Raw genomic sequence first — 21,428 nt, forward strand, 5'->3', positions numbered from 1 at the left:
GCGGATATAGGATTACTCCCTATGTTCTGTTTTTTACTGTGTATCGGATGGAAATGAGGTCTTAGAATGGAAGAAAGGACAAGTCACAAAACGTCCCGCGAGCGGCTGAGTGAACTCGTCAGTACGCTGCGGGAAGACATATTGACGGGGAAGCGGCCGGTAGGAGACTATTTGCCCTCGGAAAAATCTTTCGCCGCGCAATTCCAGTTGAGCAATCAATCGGTGCGAAAAGGGCTGGACGTTCTAGTTTCAGAGGGGCTGATCGAAAAAATACCGCGCGTCGGAACGAAGGTTGTCGGTCCTCAGAACGGAGCTTTCGTCACCGTGAAGCTGGGCTTTCACAGCTCCATCACCGGAGAAGCGGGGATACATCAGTTGCTGTCCGTCTTTCAGAAGGAAAACCCGCATATTCGGGTACAAGCCGTGCCTACATCCAGCACCAATTATATCAGCGAGTACATGTCCGGCGGCATTCTCGATGTGGTCATGATGAACTTTATGAATTTTCAGGAATGTGTGGAGAACGGGACCGAAGGATTGCTGGAGCCGATGGAACGCAATCCGGAGTTGTATTCCTTCCTGTCGGACGCGTTTACAGTGAACGGCCGCCAGTTCGTGCAGCCGTTTATTTTTTCCCCGCTCATTCTTTGCTATAACCGGGAACATTTTCGAGAGGCCAATTTATCCGAGCCGGACAGCAGCTGGCAGTGGAACGATCTGATCGAATATTCGTCACGGCTCGCGATTCCGGGCGAACGGTTCGGCTTTCACTGCGACTTGTATTCGTCGAACCGCTGGCCTCTTCTGCTGCTGCAAACCGGAGGGAAGTTCGAGCGTTATGAAGGCGGCCGCCTTAAGCTTGCCGGTACGCCGATGATGGACGCACTCCGCTACTGCGGAGAGATGAAGCAACGTATTCCCTCTTTATCGGAAGGAGTTAGGACCGGCGAATCGGAGCTGCTTCTGGCCAAGGGGAAAACGTCGATGACCATGACCAGTTATTTTTATTTGAATTATTTGCTTGGCGAGCGGGTATCCTTTGACATTGCGCCCGTACCGCATAGGGGCACACCGATGACGATGCTGTTGAACATTGGGCTTGCGATTAATCGCCAGTCGCACGTCAAGGCTGCCGCCGCAAAGCTGGTGGAATTTTTGACCGGTAACAATGCCCAGCTTTTCGTTCGGCAGAACACGTACAGTCTTCCAGCCAGAAAATCGGCCGCCGAGTGGGTAGGGGAAGAAAAACGGTATCTTCCGTCGAGATTTTCACTATTTCGCGAAACGATTCCCGGCTTTCGGTATTTTACGGATCTGGCGATCAGCGCAAGGGAGCTGTCCGTCATCAACCAGGAGCTTAAGACGTATTGGGCCGGTTTGGAAACCGAGGAGGCACTGTGCTCCCTAATCGAAGACCGCCTGGCGGTCGGTTCCTTGTCATGAGTGGGGGTTGTCCGCAATCCGGGCATTCACGCAACAACCAAAACGGAGTCACGCAGGTTTGCGGGCTCCGTTTTCTAATTTTCGGAATAGTACAGTGAGCCGGGGTTCCCCATAATAAGGGAAGCCGATACGGCTCTTTTTCTTTTGGCGGCAGCAGGTCAACCAACGGATTGACATTCGATCAAGTGCAGGATAAAATGAGAGTGCGATTTAGTAATTTAGTAATTTAGTAATTTAGTAAATTAGTAAATCAGTAATTTAGTAAAATGGAAAGAAGGATATCCTATGAAAATACCGACTACGTTAAAGCATAAGCCCGTTGTCGTTTCCGAAAATTACGAGCAGGTTGACGGACGGTTCGCCCGCAATACGGATGCCAAAGGTCTTTCCTTGGGATTGGCCCAATGGAACGACAGGGGGAAAATCGATATTTCGGCCAAGGTATGGCGGTACACGGGAGAAAAATGGTCCCGGCAATCGGAGGAGATGCCTCTCCACCGCGTTCTAGATTTGTCCATTTTGATATGCCGGACGATGGCGCATCTTCGTGAAGCTTACCGATATGAGCATTTGTACGATCCGCAGGAGCCGGTCATCGACCGGGTCGGTCTGCAAGGGGATGCCATGACCGTGGCCATCTGTACGGACAACGAAAGAATCAATGAAGATATCAAGCTGTTCAATCAGGCTTTGAGCGATGACGGCGAACTGATCGGGGAACGGCTGCGCACGTTATCCGGAATTTTGAAGGATATGGGGTATTAACTTGGATTAGGGGAAGTGGTCATCGGTCTGAGGTGGATGCCGGGGCGTGAAGGGAGAGAAAAAAGATGGATAAGAACAAGCGCAAGGAGCTGCTGGAGGAATTTAAGCAGATGAAGACTTACATGGGTGTCATCCAAATTACAAACAAAGGCAACGGAAAAATTTACGTGGACAGCTATCCGAATCTGAAAAACAAATGGATGACCATCAAGATGCAGCTGGATATGGGGAGATTCGCCAATTTAGAGCTGCAAAAGGATTGGAAGGAGTTCGGGGCCGAAGCCTTCACCTATGAAGTGCTGGAGGAAAAGAAAACGGATGATGTGACGGATATGAAGTGGGAGCTCAAAATGATAGAAAAACCGTGGCTGGAGAAATTGCAGCCCTACGGGGACAAAGGATATAACAAGCCGCCAAGGCAGGGATAGTTCATTAGAGACAGGAGTGGGGAAGCCACTTACGGTCGCTGCACCGCCCCGCAAAGCGAGGTTGAATCAAGGAAGGTGAATCCGGACATTTTGCGGGGATTCGGTCATGCAGGAAATTTTAGCTGGAACATAAATTTTTTTTTAGAAATTCGGAGGAAATAGAAGGTGAACATCGAATCCTAAATAATGGAGAATAATTCATTATATAGGAGGGTGTTTATGAGCGAGAAGGCCGAAGTCCGTCAATTTAGCTCCTTAGCTGAGGGAGATGAGGAACAAAAGCCGAATTTTATGCAAGCTGTACAAGAAGAGATAAGTCTTCCTTTTCCCAGCGATAAGTTCAGGTATTTAATTAGTGAACTATCCGTTCCACAAAAACGAGCGATAGCCCATTTCTTACATTTCCCCATTGTTTTCTCCAAGTATAAAAAATTTCCCGATGCTCTCTTTCATAAATTGCTCCTCCAACTACAAAAACAGTATCTCATCTCCGATCGAGAACGGCTTTATTGGGTTATCATATTTACAGTGTTAGATGTGTTGAAAAACGAATCTCCCGGCTCCCTGGAAACATTTCTGGCTGCGAAAGAGGATAACGTCTTAAAATTTGGGAAATGGCATGTTTATTGGGCTCTCCGGTTCCATCCCGGTCGCGCGACAAGAAGAACATCTTGGGAAGAGGCCATGAGAGAGTTTGAAGAAGGATTAAAAGGAAAGGCTCAGGAAGCGAAGAGCCTGCCAGATGCCCGTTCAAGCGACGAAAAGCTTATGGTTATTGAGCAAAAGCTGAAGAGCGAGCTTGCCTTACGCCAGACAAGGGAAAAGGAAGTAGAGCAGCTGCGCAAGGAACTTGGAATTCAAACAAAAAAATTGGAAAAAATAGAAAGCGACAAGAAGCAATTCGCGGCGCAATTAACGATTGTGAAAGAACAAGCGACGAAGCAAAAAGCGGAAGCGGAAGTGTTTCGGGATCAGCTGGAAGGTCGGCTGCATCGTCTGAATAAGGAAAAAAACGAACTGCAAGATCTGGTGAAAGAAGCGGAATTCAAAGTCGAGAAAATGAAAGCCACTGTGGTGAAAGTGGAGCAAGAATTGGAAAAATGGAAACAACGGTATGAGATGAAGGAACAGAGGAACACGCACGATCTGATCGTGCTTCTTGCAAAATCCTTATTATCGGAGTCAGACAAGCTTTTACAGGAGCTTCGGCAAGGAAATCCGGAGAACGCGCCTGCTCTTCGAGCTCAAATAAGGAAAATTTTTGACTTGATTGATTTTTTGGAGCAGTTTCAGCTTGAACATGGGCAAGCGCGATCTAATGATCATGTACAGCTAAGCGATCATTCGTTTGAATCAGCTCCAAGCGCACCAGAGGTGAGCGGGCAATCTTGTGTTGGTACGTTCTATCGTCGTGATCATGGCGGTTACGTCGTGCTGGAGGACGGAAAAGCGTTTAACGTTACGGAATCGATCGTCCATCAGCACGGTCTTGAGCATGAAGCCGAAGTAAAATGTTCGCCGGGCAAGCAACAAAACGGAACGACACTATATGATATCGAGCTCCTGCTTCAAGGAGATGATACCTATGCTCCGGTCCGTCAATTTGTTGGATATATCAAGCTCGGAGATTATTTCACTTGGTACTGTGTAGATATGAACGATTCTCAAAACCGATATCCATTGCATCAACGAGATATTGAAATCCAACGGCCGAACGACGGAGATCCATGTCTGTTCAATATTGCTAACGAAGGGCATTTTGCCCGATTATCTCGCTTATACCGGAAAACAAAACAGTCTGTAGCCGAGCAAGAAATAAAAACGCAAAAGCCATCTTTACTTAGGGGGCAAATTAAGAAGACAAAGCCTGATCCTTTCTTAGAAAACTGTAAAATTGTTATAGTCGGCGGTCTGCGGAAATGGTTCGAGGGGGTTGTGGCGGAGACCGGCGCAATACTCATACATGATAGCGGCGATGCCCCGGAGCGAATTCACGCGGATTTAAGCAAAGCCGATGCTTTATTCTTTCTACTGACGGCCACATCGCACCGAGCTACCTGGAGCTGCGTTGAAATTGCAAAGCAAAAACAAATTCCGCATTTTGTCATTCAAGGATCTAAGTCGAATTTGCGCATGCTTCTATGGGAAAATCGGGAGTTAATTAAACGCAAAAATATGATTTTCGACATGTGAGCGGTGAAAAATCGAATTGACTTTTTGTTGCTACACCCATATACTTGTTATGGACACAAAAAGTGGGGGTGAGGCAATGTCGTCCAAAAAGCTGGGGCGTCCTCCATCTGACAATCCCAAAATCGAATTGATTCGAGTACGTGCCGATCAAGCCATTTTGAATATGCTTGATGCTTGCGCCGAGAAGCTGGATACGACCCGTTCGGATATTATTCGTAAAGGGATTAAGAAGATGTATGACGATCTCCAAAAATAAAGAAGGAGCTTGTTCTTCACCCGTCAATTTCAAATTGGCGGGTTATTCCGTTCTGGATAATATAGGATGTCATTTGAAAAGCTTTTCACAAAAAACCACTTTACAATAGCCCAAAATCATATTAATAATAGAGTGGAATGGTTCTCTATGCTGGAAGTTTTGCTTTGATCGCGAATTTGAAAAGCTTTTCAAATTAATTTACGTCCGGGAGTGCTCGTCGTTCTTCCCGTCGGGCACGGCCCAGTATCATATTAGCGCGGATATCGCCTACAGCTACATTCAGTATTATCTCGGCACGCAGGACGACGAATTCATGAAAACGTACGGCGCCGAATTGCTGTTTGAAACGGCACGTCTGTGGCTGGATATGGGCCATTACTTGAACGGAGAGTTCCGGATCGACAACGTGACCGGCCCCGACGAATATACGTGCGTTGTCAATAACAATTACTATACCAACGTGATGGCCAAGCATAATCTGAAGTGGGCGGCCAAGGCTTACCGGCTGCTGGCCGACATCGCCCCGGAGATTTGCGCGCGGCTGAACGTGGCGGAGCAGGAAGCGGAGGCATGGCAAAAAGCAGCGGAATGCATGTACCTGCCGTATGATCCGACGCTGAACATTAACCCTCAGGACGATACGTTCCTGCAAAAAGCGGTTTGGGATTTTGAAAACACGCCGGAAGAAAACTACCCGCTGCTGCTGCATTACCATCCGTTGACGCTCTACCGTTACCAGGTGTGCAAGCAAGCGGATACGGTACTCGCTCACTTCCTGTTGGAGGACGAGCAGGAGCTGGAGACGATCCGCAACTCGTATACCTATTACGAAAAGATCACGACCCATGATTCGTCGCTGTCTTCCTGCATCTTCAGCATTATGGCCTCCAAGCTGGGGTACGATGCCAAAGCTTACGATTATTTTATCGAAACGGCCCGTCTCGATCTCGACAATACGCACGGCAATACCAAGGATGGCCTGCATATGGCGAATATGGGCGGCACCTGGATGTCGATCGTTTACGGCTTTGCCGGCCTCCGTTTGAAAGAGAGCGGGCTGTCGCTAGCACCGGCGATTCCGGGGCAGTGGAACCGGTATTCGTTCCGTCTTCAATACCGCGGACGCCAACTCGCCGTGGATATCGACCGTCAGAGCATCCGGCTTACGCTGGAAGCAGGCGAAGCGCTGACGCTCAAGCTGTACGGGGACGACGTGACGGTGCAGCATAATCGGCTGTTGGAACGCGCCTTGAAAGCAAACTAACCGAGCGGCCTAAGCCTGGCATTTGAAAGGGGAAACAGACATGAACACACCGGTGCGAGCAGTCATTTTCGATCTGGACGGCGTCATTACGGATACGGCCGAATACCATTACGAGGCGTGGAAGGCGCTGGCTGAGGAGCTGTCCATCCCGTTTACGCGCGAATTCAACGAGGAGCTGAAAGGGATCTCCCGGATGGAATCGTTGGAAAAAATTCTCGTTCTCGGCGGCAAAGCGCACGATGTTACCGAGGAACAAAAAATCGCGCTGGCAAACAAAAAAAACGAGCATTATTTGACCTTGATTCAAAACATTACTCCTGCGGACGTATTGCCGGGTATCAGCGAATTTATTGCCGAGATTCAAGCTCAAGGGCTTAAGATCGGACTGGCGTCGGCTAGCAAAAACGCGTTTGCGGTTCTGGAGTCGCTCGGTCTCAAGGACAAGTTTCACGCGATTGTCGATGCCAAGACGGTGCAGCGCGGCAAGCCGGACCCCGAAATTTTTTTAAAAGCCGCTCGTCTGCTGGAAGTGGAGCCCGGCGCTTGCATTGGCGTCGAAGACGCGGCGGCCGGAGTAGAAGCGATTAAAGGAGCGGGCATGTTCGCGGTAGCGATCGGCGCGAAGGAGCTGTTCGGCCATGCCGATCTGGTGTACAAAAGCACGGCCGAGCTTTCCTTGGAAGCCATATTGCCGCAAGTTCGAGTTCGATAAACAGGCAGTCGCCGAATAAAGCAAAATAAACCTCCGAAGCCGCTGTGAAGATGGAGCCGGAGGTTTATTTTTGTGCGACTTTCGGGCGATTTGACGAAGGATGGCAAATCATTTACAATAAAACAGGTTGAAAACCTTTTCATACACATTCCCCTGAATCGGGAGATAAACAAGATCATGGCTACGATAAAAGATGTTGCAAAACTGGCGGGTGTGTCCATCAGCACCATTTCGCGGGTGTTGAATGCGCCGGACAAAGTCTCGAAGGACAAAAGGGAACGGGTTCTCCGCGCCATCGACCAATTGAAATATCACCCCAATGCACTGGCCAGAGGTCTGATCCATAAAAAGACGAAAACATTGGGCATCCTGATCCCTGATATTTCGAATTATTATTATGCCGAAATGTTCCGGGGCATGGAGGATGCGGCGCAGGAATTCGGGCATAACATTATCATTTGCAACACCGATAAGGACAAGCAGCGGATGATCACGGCGCTCCGAAGCATGAAGGAAAAGCAAATCGACGGCTTCGTGTTCACCAGCGAGCCGGTCTATCCCGATTATTACGACATCTTCCATCAGCTCGGCTTGCCGGTCGTGCTGGCTTCCACGCAAAGCCTGGAGTACGCCATCCCTTCCGTCAAAATCGACGACGAGCAGGCCGGCTTCGATGCGGGGCAATATTTGATCGATTGCGGGCATCGGCGGATCGCCATGATTAGCGGGCCACATCTGGACCCGATCGCCGGCATGTCCCGTCTGCAGGGCTTCATGCGAGCGATGAGAACAAACGAGCTTGAGTTCGATTCCAGCCAGTTTGTGGAGTTCGGGAACTACCGTTATGACGACGGCTATGCGGCGATGGAGAGACTGTGGAACAAAAAACCGGAGCTGACCGCCGTATTCGCGGCAAGTGACGAGATGGCGCTCGGGGCGATTTATTTCCTCTATCGAAGCGGAATCCGGGTGCCCGATGACGTATCCGTCCTTGGGCTGGACAACACGAGAATCGCTAATATGTCGCTGCCGCGGTTGACGACCGTCGCCCAGCCGATTTACGAGATCGGCTACAAGGCCGTCCGAACGCTTCAAGAAGTGCTGGACGGAGCGGGTCCGCCCACACTCAGAACGTATCTTCCGCATCAAATCGTCGTCCGTGATACAGTAAAAAATGTAAGTGGCGAAATTTTCTAAAAAAAATTTAGGTTGCAAATTCAGGCGGTTGGTTTTAATATCATTTTATACAAGTGGATACACAGGGCAACGGTGCCATGGCTGCAGAAGTGTACGATTACGCTTCTGTTCCAAGGCATTTTTTTGTTTCCGGAAGGATTGGGATCGAAAAAGGAGGGCGGGAGATAAGCATGAGGCTGGTCGAACCAAAGAGAACGGCAAGACCACCGGGCAGCGCCAAATTGCCCAAAATGGTTACTTTGATTTTAGCGGCCGCATTCGTAAGCTTGTCGGCAGGCTGCAGCCCATCGACCACAACGCGGCAGGAAGTCAAGACCCAAACGGAACAACCTGCGCCATCCCCTTCGCAACAACTGGCCCTTTTGCAGTGGGCCCCGGCCAATCACAAAGCGATTCAAGCCTTAATCGACGACTTCGGCATCCGCAGCAAAAACTATAACAAGGACAAAAGGCCATATGCCGTCTTCGATTGGGACAATACCTCCGCATTCAACGACGTCGAAGAAACCTTGTTAACGTATCAGCTTACGAACTTGCAGTTTAAAATGACGCCGGAGCAATTTGTAAGCGCAATCAAAAAGAATATCCCGAAGGATAATTTCAAGAAAGAATTCAATAATAAGGCTGGGAAGCCTGTCCGGATCGATCTTATCAGTGAAGATTTGAACTCGGATTACAAGTATCTTTACGAAAACTACAAAGGGTTCAAGGGAACCAAATCGTTGGAGGAAATAAAAGCAGCCCCGCAATATCAAGATTTTGTCGCCAAGGCCAGATATCTTTACGAAGCGATCGGGGGAACCTTCAGCCCGGATGTAAGCTATCCTTGGGTGACGTATTTGTTCTCCGGCATGACGGAAAAGGAAGTGCGTCAATTGGCGGGAGCCTCCATCGATTACAATCTCAAGGACGCCATCGGCGAAAAAACGCTGACCAGTCCAAGCGAGCTGCCGGGTCAAGCGGGCGTTGTCGAAGTGAAGATAAAAACCGGCTTGCGGGCGTTCGCCGAGCAGCAAAATCTGTATAAAATGTTCATGGACAACGGAATCGATGTTTATATATGCTCCGCTTCCTTCATCGATGTGGTCAAACAATTTGCGTCGAATCCGAAATACGGCTACTCTCTCCCGGAGGATCACGTCCTGGCAATGGAGCTGGAACGGGATGCCGCAGGGGTCATCCAGTCGGAATATCGCAAGGGGTACGACCAGACGCAGGGCAAAGGAAAGACGAAGACGATCGAACGTTTTCTGGTATCCAAATACGGGCACGGGCCGATCTTCGTGGCCGGAGACAGCGATGGCGATACGGCGATGCTGACGGATTTTAAAGACATGAAGCTGGGATTGATCGTCAATCGGTTGAAGGGAGGGGAAATCGGGGAATTGTCGAAAACGGCAGCTAACGGCATAGGCACAGGAAACGCCAAATATTTGTTGCAAGGAAGGGACGATAATACGGGAGCCTTCCGAAATACCGAAAAAAGCGTGAGTTTAGGATCAACCGAAGAGAAATTGTTAAAATAGTCCTCATAGCCCACATGAAGGGAGAACTGACGATGGAAAATCATGAATTGAAAAAAACGTTAAAGCCGATTCATCTTTGGGCAATCGCGGTCGGGATGGTCATTTCCGGTCAATATTTTGGGTGGAACTACGGGTTTGAGAAAGGCGGAATTATGGGCCTTGCGATCGCTTCGCTGCTCGTCATCGTATTTTTTACCTGTTTTATATTCAGCTATTCCGAGCTGTCCACGTCCATTCCTAACGCCGGCGGGCCTTCGGCGTACGCGGCAAGGGCGATGGGGCCGTTCGGCGGTTTTATTGCCGGAATTGCGTGTCTGATGGAGTTTGTGTTTGCGCCACCGGCTATTGCGGTTTCGACGGGGGCGTACGTTAACTTCCTGATTCCGGCGGTTCAACCGGTCTATGTGACCATCGGCGTGTTCGTATTTTTTATTTTGATAAACCTGGTGGGCATGAAAGGAGCCGCGTTAATCGAGCTTTGCGCGACGATCGCCGCGCTGATCGGACTTGCGATTTTTTACGTAGCGGGACTGCCGCATGTGAAGGTTGAGAATTTGGTGAACGCGAACTCGTTTATCGGGGGAGGCGGCGGCGTCATGGCGGCCATTCCGTTTGCGATCTGGTTCTTCCTCGCAATCGAAGGCGGCGCGATGGCGGCTGAAGAAGTCAAGAATCCGAAGCGGGACATTCCGCGCGGCTTTATCTCCGGCATCTTAACGCTAGCCACAGCTACGCTATTGACGTTGTTCGTGACAGCCGGTCTAGGTGGAGGCATCGGAAAACCGGCAGATTATCCACTTCCCCAAGCCCTTGGAAGCGTTTACGGCGAAGGCAGCCTGCTTGCCATGAGTGTGGCGGTTATCGGATTGTTCGGCCTGATTGCCAGCCTGCACGGCATTATTATTGGCTATTCCCGGCAGACATACGCGCTGGCTCGCGCCGGCTACTTCCCGAAGTTTCTGACCCGGCTCAATTCCAAAAGCGCGCCGGTATGGGGGCTCATCGTACCGGGCGTGATCGGCGTGATCTGCGCCGGCTCGGCGACTTTTGCCAACGCCTTGGTCCTGCTTTCGGTATTCGGCGCCGTCGTCATGTACTGTCTCAGCATGATTTCCTTGTTCATTCTGCGTGTGAAAGAACCGAATATGGAGCGGCCTTTTAAAGTGGCCTCTCCCATCATTCCGGCGATTGCGCTAATTCTGGGGCTGGTGTTCCTCTATTGCGTGATCCGCTACAGCCTCATGACGACCTCGCTTCCGCTGTTCGGCTTGAGTGTTCCGCTCTGGGGCGTCGTTGTCGTCATCTTTGCGGTAGCCATTCTTTATTACCTGGTCCGTGCAAGGCCGGCGAATGCCCCTGCGGGGGAGAGCACCGTGCTGGATTAGAATTCGATAGGCTGACGGTTCCGATCGAGCGGCGACTTCACCAATTATGAGGCTGCCGCTTCGGTGTGAAGCGCGGGAGGCCGTGCATACGATTCGGGTCGTGCTGGATATTCTATACATGTGGAAGCCCCAATAACCCGACAAGCGAGGGAAGCCAATGGCGGAATTCAAAGCCTCCGACAAAGAGAAGCAGACGCAAGAAAGCGGCATGGAATCATTTAGCGAAATAAACGAATTCGAGCATAACCGGAATCCGGTTGCCACCGCGCAGAAGCAAATGGCATCGCAGGAAACGGCCGGCGTCTTGGAGCAGGAATAGTATCTTCCAAACAGGGTCCGACGCTTGCGATGGACATTTTGCAGAAGCGAGGCTGTCCGCCGCTTGACTGCCGCAGGTCTGACGAAATCGGCGTAAAAAAACCTACATGACCTAGCAACAGCGGCGGGAACGCTCGTTTGTGCATGACGAGCTGGAGTTAATTACGGAGTTTATCGAAGCGCCTCCGTTTGAATGATAAAGCTTGAGAAATCAAGCTTTTTTTGTGTTCAAGGAAGAACGCCGCTTTTTGGCGGGCGATTTGCCCCGCGTGTTCGAACGAATGTACCGGACGGACCGGGCAAGGAATCCTTCCGCTCAAGGGAGCGGGGCCGCTGGAAAAGCACTTCGGCATTACGGATTATGAGGTTCATGGCGAACGGGTGATCCGGGTATACAGCCATATCGGCGAGCAGGGAAACTCAACCGGATGCTGGTGGAGCATGGGATAGAAGTCACAAAAATGACAATGAGTGTAGACAGATTGGAAGATTACTTTATAAAATTGATAGGGGGCGGGACGATTGGTTAACTTGCTCTATACGGAACTGATCAAACTGAAGCGGGCCAAGATGTTTATGGTCAGCATGCTCGGAGCCGTGTCGGCCCCTATCATGATCTTTCTCGCCTTGCTGAAAAACTTGTTGACCATCCCGGTATCCCGAGTTAGTCTGATCGTAAGCAAGCTGATTTTGCTGTTCCTGTGGATTACGGTACTGACGCTCATCATGTGGTTGTTGACGCTGATTCTGAGGCTGATCGGACAGTTTGAAGGCTTGACTTCGGCTCTGGTGCTCCAATCCTTGAAACAATGCGTCGTGGGAGGCACGCTTCTGTTTCTCCTGTGCACGCCGACGATGTTGATCACCTTTTTGTTCAAAAGTTACGTTCCCACCATCATCTTTACGACTTAGGTCACGATGGCCAACGTGGTGCTTTCCGAATCGGAATAGGACTTGCGGCAACGATTATCTACTTCAAAAAGGTAGATATTCATTGATATAGATATGCAGACAAGAAAATAGGAGTGTGGAGCTGTTGAATTTGTGGGAAATGTTTGTTGCCTTTATTCTGGGACTCGTGGAGGGCCTTACCGAGTTCGCGCCGGTTTCTTCGACCGGTCACATGATCATTGTTGACGATTTCTTGTTCCAGTCCAAGAACATCTTTTCCCCGAGCGTAGCGAATACGTTCAAGGTCGTGATCCAATTGGGTTCGATTCTGGCCGTCGTCGTCCTGATGTGGGACCGGTTCATGAATTTGCTCGGACTTAAAAAATTGCCGGGACAAACGCCTTCCGGCCCGCGCTTGAATCTGCTGCAGGTTTTCGTCGGTTTAGTTCCCGCCGGCATTCTCGGGGTACTGTTCAATAAAAAAATCGATGAATACTTGTTCTCTACCAAGACAGTCATCGTCGGTCTGGTGCTCGGAGCTGTGCTCATGCTCGCGGCCGATTGGTTCCGGCCCCGCCGCCCGAAGACGGAGACGGCCGACCAAGTTACATACAAGCAGGCGTTTTTTATGGGATTGTTTCAATGCTTGGCGCTGTGGCCGGGCTTTTCCCGCTCCGGATCGACCATCTCCGGCGGGGTCCTGCTTGGGATGAGCCATCGCGCGGCTGCGGATTTCACCTTCATTATGGCGGTGCCGATTATGGCCGGGGCAAGCTTCCTGTCGCTCTTGAAGAGCTGGGACTCGATCACGGCGAGCACTATTCCGTTTTTCGTCGTCGGATTTATTAGCGCCTTCATCTTCGCGCTCCTGTCGATCCGCTTCTTCCTGAAGCTGATCAACCGCATCAAGCTCGCGCCGTTTGCGATCTACCGCCTGGTGCTTGCGGCTATCATTTATTTTGTATTTCTGTAATCGGAGGGTTACTGGAGGGCAAGCCCGCGTCGAGATGATTGACGGCGGCGTTTATCACGCGAACGAGGTGACTTGCGGGAATCAAAGTTGATCCCCGTAATATTGAATGTACAAAGAAACCGTCTCCTTTTGTAATGGTTGATCACACTTCCATTTCACCAAGGAACGGTTTCTTTTGTTTTTGTTTGGATACTAACCAGGCAGTTTGTAATCAAGGTCGGACTCATACGATCTAATTTTCCAACCTTCTATACCTTTTGTGAGTATAAGGTAATCAGTATTGACATGCTGTTCGTTATTCCGACGGCTTGTTACAGATACCACTGCTTTTTTCTCAGTAGCAGAAGTTTTCCGAATTTCTTTTATCTGAAAGCTGGTTACCTCGCCGTACCAATGCCTTACGGTAATCACCATTTGTGGATTGTGATTTGACATAAGATCCGCTATCGACCCGTAATCTTTCGTTCTGAAAGCACCGTAAAAAGAATTTAAGAGTTCCTTTTGTACGATGTTATGATCTGCGTAAGGATTCACATAGTAATACTTGTAAAAGATAAATCCCGCGAGAACCAAAAGCGCAGCAAGGCTGATGTAATAACGTTTTTTCAATCGCACCAAACCCTTCCTACTAAGGCAAGGCGACAGACCGCCTATTACTTGAAGATATTTAAGGTGGTTACGGGGTAAAAGTCTTAGTTCCGACAACAACATTCTCATTGTTATGGTCTATGAAATCAACAAGAACATTATTTATATTATACCCACAAAACCATCCTACTGTCATCGGAGCAAGGGAATTTACATCATTCCCCTTTCCAATTCTGCCATTTTCCCATTTTACTGGTGTTGTTGTCGAGCCAAGTTGAGATCCCGTTGTCAAATCATCAGGAGAGATTTGCGCCATTGATGTCACTTTTTTAATGTTCATTCCTGTTCCATCCGCCTTAAAGTCACTAAACCAACCCAGTGTACCTGTGATCGTAGAGGATCTTATTACCCCGGTAGTATCGTATCCGGTAACATTTAAAGCAACGGAATTGTTGGAAGGTACATAAAACTTCATTACCACCCACTGTCCCGGTCGGAAGTTAGCGTATGTTGGCACGTTGACATTTCCTGCACCGCGAAGGAACATGGCCCATGTATCGTCCCACGGAAAGTTATTCCCGGTAGGATTATTATATTGCAGCCCAATATCTACGCTATCCCCATCCTTATCAGTCGCTCCTGTGTAAATATGAGCTGTATCTCCCTTTGTTGAATTAGGGTTGATATAAAGGCCACTGGCCTTAGATGGAAGATATATATTAGTGTGGAAACGAGAATATCCCTTGTCTGAAATAACGCGACGATAGGGGCCAGTTCTATCAACAGTTCCGCAGTTATATTCAGCGTTTTTCCAACCGGCGCCAGCTATTGTCATGAGATTAGTAGCGTCAATCTTACATTTATCGTCTGGATTTGTTTCCTTAAGTGGCTTTTCATCCTTTATTTTTAATTTTCCGTTTGAATCGAATTTATCTTTGTTTTGCTTTCTAAACTCTTCAACTATTTCCGGTCTATTCGCAATCACACTACCGTCTTGATCAATGAAAAGAACATTCTCGCGATCTTCCTTGTCCAAGGATGCCATAACTTGAGAGAGTTTTACTTTATCTGATGCTGAAACATTAGCATCGAAAAAGATATCTCCTTTGGCATCCTTACGGTCCAACTTCGCTTTAACATCAGCAGGAATTGTCGAGCCAGGTGAAATTTTTCCATTTACGTTTTCGGTAGCAAGAGCGCTTGAACTCATTGCAACAAAAAGTCCACCTACTAGAGTAAGAGCTGCAAATCTTTTGAACATTGGTACAATCTCTCCTTTAGGATTAATTTGGACATACTTTTCTGAGAATCTGACTAGGTTGAACGAACGATGCATTTACGTGGGCTTATCACAATCAACACCTTTAATGTAATATATTCCCTATTATATCAGATGTAAATATCAATCAAAATGAGTATAAAGTACCTAATTTTGTATAATATTTGCTAGCTCTATGGTCATAACAATGATCAGAATGGATATTATTGGAAAAATGAGCTATGAACAGCAGATTATGGATTTTTCCAGATGGGATTCCAGCACAAACTTGGGAGGAATCGCCATGTACTGCATTTCCATCATAAAAGACGACGCTTCCTTCTTTCGTGATCCGGTTCATAGCTTGCGGGGACGAAATGGAGTAGGGTAAATGCATCTGAGGGGGTAAAAGGCTATGGAAAATAACGGTAACGACTACGGGATTCGAATCAATTCGTATCGGGCGGGGGACGATTATGTGTTTCTGATAACCGGGGGAGAAGCGCATGTGGGCGCGGTCGCTTGCGCTTACTGGCACGAAGGAGGACTCCGGTCGGAGACGATATCGGTACCCGGGCACCGGGAAGGGGAGCTGGTCAAGGAACTGGCCGAAAACGCAGCATCGAAGCTTCGCCATCGTGCCGTCGTGATTATGGGAATCCATATCGATCACGCGACGAAGCAGGATATTGCACAAATTATCGCTCTCGTACATGCGAAGATGAGGGCCGCTCTCGAAAGCTGTACCCATGAAAACGGGGCCGCGCAGTTGAAGCTGTGACGGCTCTGTTAATCAATCCGCCTTGTATAAACTAAAACGCTTCGCTGCTATAAAGCAAAGTCGCTTTAAATCATGCTCTTGTAATTCATGTTTGTTTCGTTATAAAATGCATCTTAATTAAATCAACTAAATTCTGACAAGCAATGAAGGAGAGAGTAAGCGAAGAACGCTTCTTGCCAGGGACGGTGTGCCGGCGACTGAGAGCACCCGAAGAAGCACTGCGCTGAAGTTCACTCCGGAGCTGGTGCCTGATGAGCGGCCTGAATCAATAAGGCTTCTCGGTAGGGTTACCCGTAAGGTCCTGCGTTAAAGGATAGAAAGTGAGAAGAGCACTCCGGTTCGTTTTGCGAAGGGAGCGCGCTTCTAATAAGGGTGGTACCACGGCTCCTCGTCCCTTGCGACGGGGGGCCTTTTTTATGTTCCAACAAAAAAACAATTCAAGGAGCGGATGAGAAATGAACCAACCAAGTTTAGAACCTTTACGCCAAAAATTAGACGAAACGAACCGCCAGCTTCTGGAGCTGTTGTCGGAACGCGCCAAGATTGCCCAGGAAATTGGGAACGTCAAAGAGAAGCAGGGCATTCCGAAATTCGACCCTGTTCGGGAAAAGGAAATGCTGACGGATCTGGTGGCCAGCAATAAAGGGCCTTTCACCGACGAAACGATCCGGCACCTGTTCAAGCAAATTTTCCAGGCTTCGCTGAATCTTCAGGTAACCGATCACAAGAAGCAGCTTCTGGTCAGCCGGAAGAAGCAGAAGGAAGATACCGTCGTTACGTTGGGAGACGATGTGAAGGTCGGCGGAGGAAGTCCCGTTCTAATTGCGGGACCGTGCTCAGTGGAGAGCTACGATCAGACGCGGACGGTAGCCGCGGCGCTGAAGCAGGCGGGGGTTACCGTGCTGCGCGGAGGAGCGTTTAAGCCGAGAACTTCCCCTTACGATTTTCAGGGGCTGGGCATCGAGGGGCTGAAAATTTTGAAGGAAGTCGGCGACGAATTCGGTCTGAAAACGATCAGCGAAATCGTAGATCCCGCTCATGTGGAATTGGCATGCGAGTATATCGATGTCATTCAGATCGGCGCACGCAATATGCAAAACTTCGAGCTGTTGAAAGCGGCAGGCGAGGTTCGCAAGCCGATTCTGCTCAAGCGCGGGCTGGCGGCAACGATCGACGAATTCCTTCATGCGGCTGAATATATATTGGCTCGCGGCAACACGCAGGTCATGCTCATCGAACGCGGTATTCGCACGTACGAAAAGGCGACCCGCAATACGCTCGATATTTCCGCCGTGCCGATCCTGAAGCAAGAAAGCCATCTGCCGGTGCTTGTCGACGTCACGCACTCGACAGGACGCAAAGACATTCTTGCCCCATGCGCTAAAGCGGCTCTAGCCGCCGGGGCCGACGGGGTCATGGTCGAAGTGCATCCGGACCCATCCACGGCATTGTCCGATGCCGCCCAGCAGCTCAATATCGAAGAGTTCGGTAATTTTTATGCTCAAGTGCGGGAGTCCGGTCTTCTTGGATAGATAATTTCAGTTGGCAAAGCAAAACCGTCTGGAAATGTCCAGACGGTTTTTTCCTATCCTTATTGGGTCGCAACCTAACGCGGCTTGATGAATTGACGTTCGTTGGGAAATCGTTTAGCCCAGACAGGCCTTGCTCATATTGGCGACAGATGCGAAAAACCGGCGTCCGCCAAGGCGGATACCGGTTTAATTGAAACAGTTGAATGTTAATCGTTTTTGTGTTAAAATGATGGGTAGCGGTTGAAGCAATGTGATATTTATCACTAATATCCATTTCTATACTATCATATCTTTACGGCTTTGTCAAGAATTAATAAAGAGTGGGTTCGGAGAAGAGGGGGCAGCGTATGGCGAACGATCAGCACAAGGAAGCGGAGACAGAGCTTACGATTGATCGGGTGAAACAGCAACTCATCGCGCAGGGCAAAGAGCAAGCTTCGCTCGCTTACAAAGAAATTACGGAGAAACTCGCTCCGTTCGATCCCGATCCGGAACAAATCAGCGAGTTCGTCGAGCAGCTTAGTGAGCTTGGTATCGAGGTGGGTAGCGAGTCGGACGGGGAGCCTGTGTTCGGACCGGATCATGAGGAACACGAGCTGCTGCATGACGATCTGTCGCTTCCGCCGGGGATCAAGATCAATGACCCGGTGCGTATGTATCTGAAGGAGATCGGACGGGTGCCGCTGCTTTCGGGGGATAATGAAATCGAGCTGGCGGAACGGATTCAGCAGGGGGACGAAGAAGCGAAGCGCAGACTGGCCGAGGCGAACCTCCGTCTGGTGGTCAGTATCGCGAGACGCTATGTCGGCCGGGGTATGCTGTTTCTTGATTTGATACAGGAAGGCAATATGGGTTTAATCAAAGCGGTAGAAAAGTTCGACCATACCAAGGGCTTCAAATTCAGTACGTATGCCACATGGTGGATTCGTCAGGCAATTACGCGTGCGATTGCCGATCAGGCGAGAACGATCCGGATACCGGTACATATGGTGGAAACGATCAACAAGCTCGTACGCGTGTCCAGACAGCTGCTGCAGGAGCTTGGCCGGGAAGCTACCCCGGAAGAAATTGCGAAGGAAATGGACTTGACGCCCGATAAGGTGCGGGAAATTATGAAGATTGCACAGGAGCCTGTGTCGCTCGAAACGCCGATTGGCGAGGAAAACGATTCGAACTTGGGCGACTTTATCGAGGACCAGGAGGCGCTTGCCCCCGCGGACGCGGCAGCTTACGAGCTGTTGAAGGAGCAGCTTGAAGATGTGCTCGACACGCTTACGGAGCGGGAAGAGAACGTGCTGCGTCTTCGTTTCGGTCTTGATGACGGGCGCACGCGAACGCTGGAAGAAGTGGGCAAGGTATTCGGTGTGACCCGGGAGCGCATCCGGCAGATCGAAGCCAAGGCGCTGCGCAAGCTCAGACATCCGAGCCGCAGCAAGCGGCTGAAAGATTTTATGGATTGATCTTTATTCGTACAGTGAACGCAGGAAGTCGTGCTCCTCTCCCGGAGCGCGGCTTTTTTTGTCAACAAGTTTAAGTTAAAAATTTTCTCATTGATTTCTAATAATAGCTTCTTACAGCAGGCGGGGCGCGGAAAAAATGATTTTCTGGTAAATCGTGTACTTTTTATTTGTGTTATGGTGGTTTTGAGGTACTTACCCAATTCGCCAAACCAAGGAGGAAGTCATCATGATTAACACGAAGAAAAGCCGGATCGCGAAAGCGATACTTGGAATAACGATGAGCCTATCGATTGCCGTCACGGGAAACATGCTTGCAGTGCCGCAGTCGGCTCAAGCAGCTACCGTATCCCGTGCATCAGTTGCAGATAAAATCATAGCTACGGGGAAGCGTTATTTAGGAGTCCGCTATCAGTTCGGGGCGCCTGCGGGAAGAACGAATGTATTTGATTGCTCTTCCTTTACTCAATATGTGTTCAAGCGGCACGGAATCAATCTTCCTCGTACCTCCAGACAACAAGCTACGGTTGGCACCAAGGTTGCCAAGAGTCAACTGCGGCCTGGCGATCTGGTATTCTCGGACACGAATCGAGATGGAAAAATCAATCATGTGAGCATTTATATTGGGAACGGTAAGCTGCTCCATACGTATCGGGTCGGCGTCGGCGTTACCATTTCCAACTTTAAAGGCAGCGCTTGGGACAAGACTTTCGTTACCGCTCGTCGCGTTATTCGCTAAGACAGCGACGGCGTGCCGGTAGCATGCAAGCAGCTGTCAAATAAGCCGCTACAGGAAAATCCTTGAGAAAATCAAGGGTTTTCTTGCTTTAAGCGGAAATGATAGAAGTATTGTCTCCAGAAACGGATACCGTCATACAAGCCTGCCCGGAGACAGTCGCTCCCGCCGTAAGCAGCTCTTCGTTCGATGTGCAAATGTTTGTGTTTACTTTTATTTGTGGTAGACTACTTGCATGGAAATGCGGCGGTGTCCGGCATTTCACGGAGAGGAGGGGGCGGGATTGTTCGCAGAGCAAAGGCATCAAGCGATTATTCAAAAAATAAACCGCGAGAAGTCGATCAAAGCGTCGGACCTGATAGAGCTGTTCGGCGTATCGTTCGAAACGGTCCGGCGCGATCTGGAGCATCTGGAGAAGGCGGGGTACTTGAAGCGCGTCCATGGCGGCGCAATCCTGAAGGAGTGGGATTACCGCGAAGAAATTTCGATGACGGTCCGGGAAAAGGTCCATTTGAACGGGAAAAACGAGCTGTCCGAAATTGCCGCGCGGTATGTGACGGAGGGGCAGTCCATCGCGCTGGACGTAAGCACGACCAATACCCAGTTTGTCAAAGTGCTGAAAAAAAAGATCGAACGGTTGACGGTCATTACTAATTCGCTGCCCATTGCAAACGAGCTGGTTCATATGCCGGGGTACACGATCATTTTGATCGGGGGCGTAATCCGCAACGAGGAGCAGGGCATGATCGGGGATTTGGCCGAGGAGTTCACTTCCCGGTTCCATGCCGATTTGTTTTTTATGAGCATGAGCGGCGTTACGCTGACCGAAGGCGTTACAGACTATGGTCTCGGCGAAGTGCAGATGAAGAAAATTATGCTGAAGAACGCCAAACGGACGATTGCGCTGGCCGACAGCAGCAAGTTCGAGGCGGTTTCGCTGATCAAAGTGTGCGGCTGCGCGGAGATCGAACGGTTCGTGACCGATTCGAACATCGATCCGGCCATCGTGGACAAATATAACAAGCATGGCATCGAGATCGTCTACCAATAGTGGGAGCCGTTCCGCCAGCTACAAAACATACGCAGTAAGTCTGGAGTCCCGGAGCTTGTCCGGGACTTTTTGCTTTGGATGCGGCGGTCTTCGTTTATGTAAAGAACAATAAGTCGTTGTATATATGTGTATATGTGTGTTATTATGTTGGAAAAATTGAAAATCTGAGGTGCTTGAACATTGTACTTTCATTGCTGCTTGTGATCGGATCGGGCATGACGCACGCGGTGTGGAATTTGTTCGCCAAGCAAAGCGAGGACAAAAGCGCGTTTCTGTGGGTCTCCAATATCGGATTCGTGCTCGGTCTGATTCCGGCCGCTCTGGCCTCCGGGAGATTGAAGCGGGCGGTACGCGGGCGGTGGAAGATCGTGCTGCTCGGATCGCTTTTGTCTCCCGGTTCGTATTTGTTGTTTTTGCTGGCGATGAGGCACGCTCAAGTGTCCTATATTGCCCCGCTGCGGGAAATCGGTATCGTCTTCGGCACGCTGCTGGGCCTGATCGTACTCAACGAACGACAGGGGGCAAGAAGGCTCGCCGCATCGGTCATCGTCATCGCAGGGATCGTCATGATCGCCGGTTCCGGGTAGCGGATTATCGGCTGCGCGAACGGTAAAATGAATGAGCCATTTGGAGCAGCTTTCTGCGTCTGAGTGGGGAGCCGCTGCCGGGGGCTG

Annotated in this window: 20 protein-coding genes and 2 pseudogenes; 20 read left to right on the top strand and 2 right to left on the bottom strand. The window is 49.7% G+C overall.

Features of this window, described 5'->3' with window-relative positions; genetic code table 11:
• Positions 1-66 precede the first annotated feature (66 nt).
• From NLX71_RS07655 to NLX71_RS07720, 14 genes and pseudogenes are all read left to right on the top strand, one after another.
• Entirely contained in the window at positions 67-1,443 is a 1,377-nt protein-coding gene (locus NLX71_RS07655) for an extracellular solute-binding protein (RefSeq protein WP_254362950.1), read from the top strand.
• 285 nt (positions 1,444-1,728) lie between these two features.
• Positions 1,729-2,208, top strand: coding sequence for a DUF6530 family protein (locus NLX71_RS07660; RefSeq protein WP_254362952.1), 480 nt, complete (start codon positions 1,729-1,731; stop codon positions 2,206-2,208).
• Between the two features lie 65 nt (positions 2,209-2,273).
• On the top strand, positions 2,274-2,636 hold the full coding sequence (locus NLX71_RS07665; protein WP_254362954.1) for a GIY-YIG nuclease family protein: 363 nt from the start codon (positions 2,274-2,276) through the stop codon (positions 2,634-2,636).
• Positions 2,637-2,855: 219 nt separating this feature from the next.
• Positions 2,856-4,829, top strand: a complete 1,974-nt coding sequence (locus NLX71_RS07670) for a hypothetical protein (protein WP_254362955.1) — start codon at positions 2,856-2,858, stop codon at positions 4,827-4,829.
• A gap of 76 nt (positions 4,830-4,905) precedes the next feature.
• Positions 4,906-5,085: a CopG family transcriptional regulator gene (locus NLX71_RS07675; RefSeq protein WP_254362957.1), complete on the top strand. Its 180-nt coding sequence runs from the start codon at positions 4,906-4,908 to the stop codon at positions 5,083-5,085.
• Positions 5,086-5,293: 208 nt separating this feature from the next.
• A pseudogene (locus tag NLX71_RS07680) lies at positions 5,294-6,349 on the top strand (glycosyl hydrolase family 65 domain-containing protein); the annotation flags it as partial.
• Between the two features lie 40 nt (positions 6,350-6,389).
• Entirely contained in the window at positions 6,390-7,061 is a 672-nt protein-coding gene (pgmB, locus tag NLX71_RS07685; protein ID WP_254362959.1) for a beta-phosphoglucomutase, read from the top strand.
• 177 nt (positions 7,062-7,238) lie between these two features.
• Complete coding sequence (locus NLX71_RS07690; protein ID WP_254362960.1) at positions 7,239-8,258, top strand: LacI family DNA-binding transcriptional regulator; 1,020 nt, start codon at positions 7,239-7,241, stop codon at positions 8,256-8,258.
• Positions 8,259-8,428: 170 nt separating this feature from the next.
• A complete protein-coding gene (locus tag NLX71_RS07695) occupies positions 8,429-9,784 on the top strand; it encodes an HAD family hydrolase (protein ID WP_254362962.1) in 1,356 nt (451 codons plus the stop codon).
• A 32-nt stretch (positions 9,785-9,816) separates the two neighbouring features.
• The gene (gene eat / locus NLX71_RS07700; protein ID WP_254362964.1) at positions 9,817-11,169 is read left to right on the top strand and encodes an ethanolamine permease; all 1,353 of its coding nucleotides are present in this window, start codon (positions 9,817-9,819) and stop codon (positions 11,167-11,169) included.
• Positions 11,170-11,326: 157 nt separating this feature from the next.
• Positions 11,327-11,488, top strand: coding sequence for a hypothetical protein (locus tag NLX71_RS07705; RefSeq protein ID WP_254362966.1), 162 nt, complete (start codon positions 11,327-11,329; stop codon positions 11,486-11,488).
• A 317-nt stretch (positions 11,489-11,805) separates the two neighbouring features.
• Positions 11,806-12,017 (top strand): annotated as a pseudogene (locus NLX71_RS07710) (ABC transporter ATP-binding protein); the annotation flags it as partial.
• The gene (locus NLX71_RS07715) at positions 12,010-12,399 is read left to right on the top strand and encodes an ABC transporter permease (protein WP_375377902.1); all 390 of its coding nucleotides are present in this window, start codon (positions 12,010-12,012) and stop codon (positions 12,397-12,399) included. The pseudogene NLX71_RS07710 and the gene NLX71_RS07715, both read left to right, overlap by 8 nt.
• Before the next feature lie 124 nt (positions 12,400-12,523).
• The gene (locus NLX71_RS07720; RefSeq protein WP_302058122.1) at positions 12,524-13,351 is read left to right on the top strand and encodes an undecaprenyl-diphosphate phosphatase; all 828 of its coding nucleotides are present in this window, start codon (positions 12,524-12,526) and stop codon (positions 13,349-13,351) included.
• A gap of 192 nt (positions 13,352-13,543) precedes the next feature.
• Here NLX71_RS07720 and NLX71_RS07725 read toward each other — a convergent pair whose 3' ends face one another.
• Entirely contained in the window at positions 13,544-13,960 is a 417-nt protein-coding gene (locus NLX71_RS07725; RefSeq protein WP_254362968.1) for a hypothetical protein, read from the bottom strand.
• A gap of 67 nt (positions 13,961-14,027) precedes the next feature.
• Complete coding sequence (locus tag NLX71_RS07730; protein ID WP_254362970.1) at positions 14,028-15,200, bottom strand: hypothetical protein; 1,173 nt, start codon at positions 15,198-15,200, stop codon at positions 14,028-14,030.
• A gap of 412 nt (positions 15,201-15,612) precedes the next feature.
• On the opposite strand from NLX71_RS07730, the gene lpdD reads away from it, so the two are divergent.
• The 6 genes from lpdD (at position 15,613) to NLX71_RS07760 (ending at position 21,341) form a co-directional block, all read left to right on the top strand.
• Entirely contained in the window at positions 15,613-15,978 is a 366-nt protein-coding gene (lpdD, locus tag NLX71_RS07735) for a prenylated flavin chaperone LpdD (protein WP_254362972.1), read from the top strand.
• A gap of 455 nt (positions 15,979-16,433) precedes the next feature.
• Entirely contained in the window at positions 16,434-17,510 is a 1,077-nt protein-coding gene (locus tag NLX71_RS07740) for a bifunctional 3-deoxy-7-phosphoheptulonate synthase/chorismate mutase (protein ID WP_254362974.1), read from the top strand.
• A 347-nt stretch (positions 17,511-17,857) separates the two neighbouring features.
• Positions 17,858-18,970: an RNA polymerase sigma factor RpoD gene (rpoD, locus tag NLX71_RS07745; RefSeq protein WP_254362976.1), complete on the top strand. Its 1,113-nt coding sequence runs from the start codon at positions 17,858-17,860 to the stop codon at positions 18,968-18,970.
• A gap of 226 nt (positions 18,971-19,196) precedes the next feature.
• On the top strand, positions 19,197-19,706 hold the full coding sequence (locus NLX71_RS07750) for a C40 family peptidase (protein WP_254362977.1): 510 nt from the start codon (positions 19,197-19,199) through the stop codon (positions 19,704-19,706).
• Between the two features lie 280 nt (positions 19,707-19,986).
• Entirely contained in the window at positions 19,987-20,754 is a 768-nt protein-coding gene (locus NLX71_RS07755; RefSeq protein WP_254362978.1) for a DeoR/GlpR family DNA-binding transcription regulator, read from the top strand.
• Positions 20,755-20,927: 173 nt separating this feature from the next.
• Complete coding sequence (locus tag NLX71_RS07760; protein WP_254362980.1) at positions 20,928-21,341, top strand: EamA family transporter; 414 nt, start codon at positions 20,928-20,930, stop codon at positions 21,339-21,341.
• Positions 21,342-21,428 lie beyond the last annotated feature (87 nt).

The organism is Paenibacillus sp. MZ04-78.2 (assembly GCF_024213375.1).
In the GTDB taxonomy this organism is placed as follows: Bacteria; Bacillota; Bacilli; order Paenibacillales; family NBRC-103111; genus Paenibacillus_G.